A 5,590-nucleotide genomic window follows, 5' to 3' on the forward strand; every position below is an offset into this window, starting at 1 on the left:
ATTTATGATACGGTTCACCGTACTGTATGCAACGGCGGTTTCTTACATCCAAAAGATCATTGACTCTAATCATCTTATTCCTTATACAAAATATAGACCCAAGATTAGATTTAACAAGAGTAATAATCATTAATGGCCTATATCTTTATTAGTTCCATTATTCAACCAACCTTCATTTACAACATAACCACCTAAATTCCCACCATCTGGGCCCATCTCTATAATCCAATCTGCTTGTTGTATAAGTAAAGGATTATGTTCAATTACGATAACAGTTGCACCATTATTTGTTAGTTCTTTTAAAATATAGATTAGTTTTTTTACATTTTCATCATCAAGACCGGTTGTAGGTTCGTCAAGAATATATAGTACATCCTTTGTTTTACCTAAGCCTAATTGTTTTGCTAATTTTATTCGCTGTGCTTCACCCCCAGAAAGAGTTGTTGCACTTTGACCTAGTTTGATATAAGATATGCCTAATCGATGAAACATGTCTAGCATATCAAATATTTTCTTTTCATCCCTAAATACTTCCTTAACCTCATTAATTTCCATCTCTAATAAATCTGAAATACTATACCCTTTGTATGTTACTTCTAATATCTTATCGTCATATCTTCTTCCGTTACATTTTTTACATGTGGTATATATATCTGGCATAAAATGCATAGGAACAGCTATCTGTCCAGCGCCTTTACATTCTGAGCACTGTCCCTTTTTACTATTAAAGCTAAAATGCTCCTTAGTTAATCTCTTCTTCTTTGCGTCCTCCAATTTAGCATAGAAATCCCTTATTAAATCAAATACACCTGAATAAGTTCCAGGAATTGATCTAGGTGTCTTACCAATTGGATTTTGATTAACATAATAAACCTCTTTTAAGTTATCTACTCCACAAATTTCCTTATACTCTCTTATGACATCACTTTTTTTTCCAAGGTTTTTTAAAATAGCTGGATATATGGTTTTTGAAACTAAGCTACTCTTACCCGATCCACTTACCCCAATCACACAAGTTAGTTTTGATAAGGGTATCCTAATATCTATGTTTTTTAGATTATTGGTAGTTACCCCCTTTAATGCCAAAATCCTATTTCTACTTATCATTTCATCCTTGGTAGGTCTAAAATGAAAAATATCTGTATTACTACCTTTTTTATCAGGCACTTCTTCAGCCCTTAATATCTCTCCACCATATTTACCAGCTCTTGGTCCTACCTCCACTAAATAATCTGCCATATCAATAAACGCTTTTTTATGTTCCACCATTATAACTGTATTGTTTAGTTTCTTTAAATCCTGAATAACTTCAATAAGAAATTGATAATCTCTTGGATGAAGTCCTTTAGATGGTTCGTCCATTATATAGAGAATATTTGTCAAATCTGATCCAAATTGAGTTGCAATTTTTAACCTCTGAGCTTCTCCACCTGAAAGGGAAGGTACACTTCTATTTAAACTCAAATAGTTTAATCCAACCTGTTCCATTTTCTTTAATTGATATAAAGTTTTCATAAATATTATTTTAGATTTATCTTTTTTTTCAGTAGATAAAGTATTATATATTTGATGACACCAATTTTTCAACTTTGATATATTCATATTAGCAGCTTCTGGATATCTTGTTAGCCCAATTTTGACCAAACGACCATCTTTCTTCAAACGCTCCCCATTACAGTGACTACATTTCTTTTTCACAATATATTGCTCAAGATTGGCTATTGATTTATCAGCATTATTATTTCTTAATAGTCGATTCATTGTGTTGACTACACCTTCAACTGGTCTAGTTATGATACCTTTCCTACCATTAGAATTGACATAGCTAAGACTGACTTCTCTCCCATTAGTGCCATAGAAGAGCTGCTTCTTAAAATTCTCAGTAAGCTCCTTAAAAGGCACTTCCAGATTTTCCTTCATGTCATCAGCTAGGGCAAGCACTTCTCCTCGCATCCAGTTTGCATTTGGATTTTCCCTATGCTTTCTTAAATTTCCCCACCAAACAGATGCTCCATCTAAAATAGATTTATTAGGATTACTTACTATACGCTCAACATCAATCTGTAATTCCTCTCCTAAACCCTTGCACGTAGGACACATATGATCCGGGTCATTATAACTAAATACTGCTTGTGTCAAGTCAAAATAAATGCTTCCACATTGACCACATACATTGTTTTCAGAAACAAGTTCATAACATTGAGGACAAGTTCTTTCTCCAATTGTTGCATATAACAGTTTCAATAAATTACCTGTCTTTGTTACTGACCCTACTGTAGACCTTGGATTTCTACCTAAATTTTTTTGCTCAATGGCAATAGCTGGTTGGAGTCCAGTTATTTTTTTTACCTTAGATTCATTAATATCCATGCTAAAATCAGAAGAAACTAAATCCATAAATTGTTTTTGACTTTCATGATAAATGGTATCAAATGCAAGACTTGATTTTCCACTACCACTGACTCCTGTAAAAACAGTAATTTTGTTTTTAGGGATTTTCACAGATATGTTTTTTAGGTTATGAACATAAGCATTTTCTACAGATATTTCAATAGCATTAATCTTATCTAAGTTCCATACACTTTCTGGTTCAAGCTCTGGAACAAAAACTATTTCTTCATCTACATCATCTTTAACCTTACAAATTATAGCTTCAATATCCCCTTTAGATTCTTCAAAGACTTTATAATCCGTCCAATGATCTACCCATTCTGGAACTCTAACATCTTTAAAAACAGTAACATCACTATATGGCATAATTTGTAATATCTGCGAATTTTCAAATCCATCAAACCCACAAACCCTTATATAGTTATTATACTTATCCACGTCATCTACTCTTACCACTGTAGATGCAATCGGATTTGGTCTTACAGGTGACCTTGTAGCAAAAATCCCACACTTTGGTGCATTTTCATAAGGTGGATTACACATGCAATTCTTACGTAATTCTTTTTTATCAAATCTGTCAAACCACCAAAGAACTCTTAGATAATCTCCTTTTTCTATCTTTTCTAATACTGATTCTATTTTGTACTTTGGAAGGTATTCCGATTCATTAATCTGTATTACACCACTTTTGCTGAAAAATAAATACTCACCAATAGGATTTCCATTGAAATAAATCCCTGTATGAATTTGATTCTTATAGACATTTTCTAGCCTTTCTTCACATGGGAAATATGGTTTTATATCTATAATTTCACCTTTCATATTCACTTCATTTATTAAAATTTCACTAGTCTTTTCCAGCAACTTATATATTTTTACTCCATAACAAAAAATCCTATTTTTATCCTTAGTGAAAACAATACAATGACTAAAATCACCTAATTTTATCATGGCTTTTTGAAAGACCTTTTTTAAAGTAATCTTTGTGATACCATCTTTCCCTTCACCCGCCATGTTTATGATTTCATAGTCTCCAATTGATTGAAATTCTATTTTTTTCATAGTTGGTCTCCTTCTAAAGAGGAGTTATCGGATACAGATTTCTACAACTTTCTCCTCTTTACTTTGATTGCATTCTTGAGGTGGATAATGTTCAAAAAATATACGATCATCTGGTATATAACCGCTTTCTGGCAACCATTTTGACAGCATATAATTCCAAGCTAGTTCATATTCATTTGGCTTTAACATAAATCTTCCAACCACATATGTTCCACCTTTTAGAAACATACTGCCAAATTCGCCGTCAGCTTTTACATCTTCATTCGTTGACATGCATACACTTAATCTTAGTTGCTCTTCCATTGTCAGATCACCGAAATCATGATATAGCACAAACCATTTTGAATCATTTCTTATATAATCCCTTGAACTGGTATAAAAATATAATTTTGAAAATAATCCTTTAAAAAGATCACTATTACCTTTATAAGATCCGACGTGCCTAGTATAAACTACTTTTATTGTTTCTAATGATTTGACAGATACTTCTATAGGTCTAGTATAACGAATCCCTGTATTATATACTTTTCCATTCATGCTAATATCTTTAATTATCATATTTTCATTCTCATTAAGACGTCTGAATTGGCTTGCATTCATACCAAATCTTTCTTTGAAAGCTTTTGAAAAAGATGCCTGATTAGAAAAACCAATTGATAAAGCTATATCTTGGATTGATTTTTTCTTATTAGCAAGTAATAAAAATGTGGCTTTCTCAAGTCGTAATCTTTTGATATAACTATAGAGACTCTCCCCTGTCATGTGTCGATAAATACGCTGAAAATGAAAACTAGAAAAGGCAGCTATTTCCGATAACTGCCTTGTATTTAATTCTTCATCTAAATGTTTTTCTATATAATCTTGTACCTTATTAATTTTAGAAATGTAAATTAACCTTGATTCATTAAATATAAACTCCATAATATATCACCTCTATCTGGTATGTATTTCACGTTTAACTATAATTCTAGAACCGCTGTAACTGCGGTTTAGTTATAATAGACATGGTATCTGTCTCTTTAAAGCAATACAAGACAACCGAAATGTCCCCACGTCTCTTTTTAATGAATCTATCGTTTAACTATAGTTCACTTGATTTTCTCATCAAATAATCTTCCTTAGTAAAGGAATAAATATATTTCGCTGTGCTTTTCCCACTTTTGCTAAAAATATCAAACTGTGTTTCAATTAATTTGTAACCTGATGATTCCAGAGATTTAATTGAATTGATATTTCCTTCCCAAACATCGGCATATAGGACATCAACACTTAATTCGTTAAATACATATTCATAGAATAATTTTTTTGCTTCTCTCATATATCCTTTTCTCCAGTAATTAGAGTGAAGCCTTTGTGATTCGCCAGCCACCAAAAGTCCATTCTCAATAACAGGTTTTCCTAATCTTATAATTCCAATTACGTCTTGTGTTTCATTTGATATTATCATCCAATTAACAAAGTATTCATCATATGAATTTAGCAATTTTATAATATCATCAATTGACACAGGCACAGTATTTCCGACATACTTGTGAATATTTTCATCTTGTGATACATTAAAGTAACCTTCTGCATGCTTTTTAATATCCATTGGTTCTAAAGCAATTAAGTTTCCTCTCATCATTATCAATATTCTCCCTTTATCAAAATCATAGGGTTCTTAATTTATCAATTCTATAAAAAATGGTACAATTATTCTTTTTATTAAATTAAAATGCAAATTATGGGTATATCACAAGTTTTACTCAATTCAGCAACCTTATCAATTCAAATACATATGCATAAACATACTGTTGTGATGAGAAAAACTGCTGATTTTACAACGATTTTTATCTTAGCATATTTTTATTTATGATACGGTTCACCCTTCACTATCCTAAACCCTCTATATATTTGCTCAAGTAGTATTAGCCTCATTAACTGATGTGGAAATGTCATCGGTGAAAAGGATAGCCTGTAATCTGCCTTTTGTAGCACCTGGTCGGATACACCTAAAGAGCCCCCAATAATGAATACTACATTGCTGTTACCGGTTACACCTAGGGATTGTAGCTTGTCTGCTAGTTCTTCTGATGCAAGCATTTTACCCTTGATATCTAAAACTACTGTATATGCAGCTTCCTTTATGTGCTTAAGG

4 protein-coding genes are annotated in these 5,590 nt (G+C 31.9%); all 4 read right to left on the bottom strand.

Annotation, left to right across the window (positions count from 1 at the left end):
- Nucleotides 1-129: 129 nt before the first annotated feature.
- Nucleotides 130-3,453, bottom strand: coding sequence for a TrmO family methyltransferase domain-containing protein (locus tag F8154_RS14745; RefSeq protein ID WP_151862379.1), 3,324 nt, complete (start codon nt 3,451-3,453; stop codon nt 130-132).
- Nucleotides 3,454-3,477: 24 nt separating this feature from the next.
- Nucleotides 3,478-4,374, bottom strand: coding sequence for an AraC family transcriptional regulator (locus F8154_RS14750; RefSeq protein ID WP_151862380.1), 897 nt, complete (start codon nt 4,372-4,374; stop codon nt 3,478-3,480).
- A 160-nt stretch (nt 4,375-4,534) separates the two neighbouring features.
- Entirely contained in the window at nt 4,535-5,077 is a 543-nt protein-coding gene (locus F8154_RS14755; RefSeq protein WP_151862381.1) for a GNAT family N-acetyltransferase, read from the bottom strand.
- A 221-nt stretch (nt 5,078-5,298) separates the two neighbouring features.
- The coding region (locus F8154_RS14760; protein WP_192930332.1) for a 23S rRNA (pseudouridine(1915)-N(3))-methyltransferase RlmH at nt 5,299-5,590 on the bottom strand (292 nt) is incomplete at its 5' end.

The organism is Alkaliphilus pronyensis (assembly GCF_009017275.1).
Taxonomy (GTDB): domain Bacteria; phylum Bacillota; class Clostridia; order Peptostreptococcales; family Natronincolaceae; genus Alkaliphilus_C; species Alkaliphilus_C pronyensis.

Coding starts and splice junctions, on each gene's coding strand:
- F8154_RS14755 (WP_151862381.1), bottom strand. CDS start 5,077: ATGATGAGAGGAAACTTAATTGCTTTAGAACCAATGGATATTAAAAAG.
- F8154_RS14745 (WP_151862379.1), bottom strand. CDS start 3,453: ATGAAAAAAATAGAATTTCAATCAATTGGAGACTATGAAATCATAAAC.
- F8154_RS14750 (WP_151862380.1), bottom strand. CDS start 4,374: ATGGAGTTTATATTTAATGAATCAAGGTTAATTTACATTTCTAAAATT.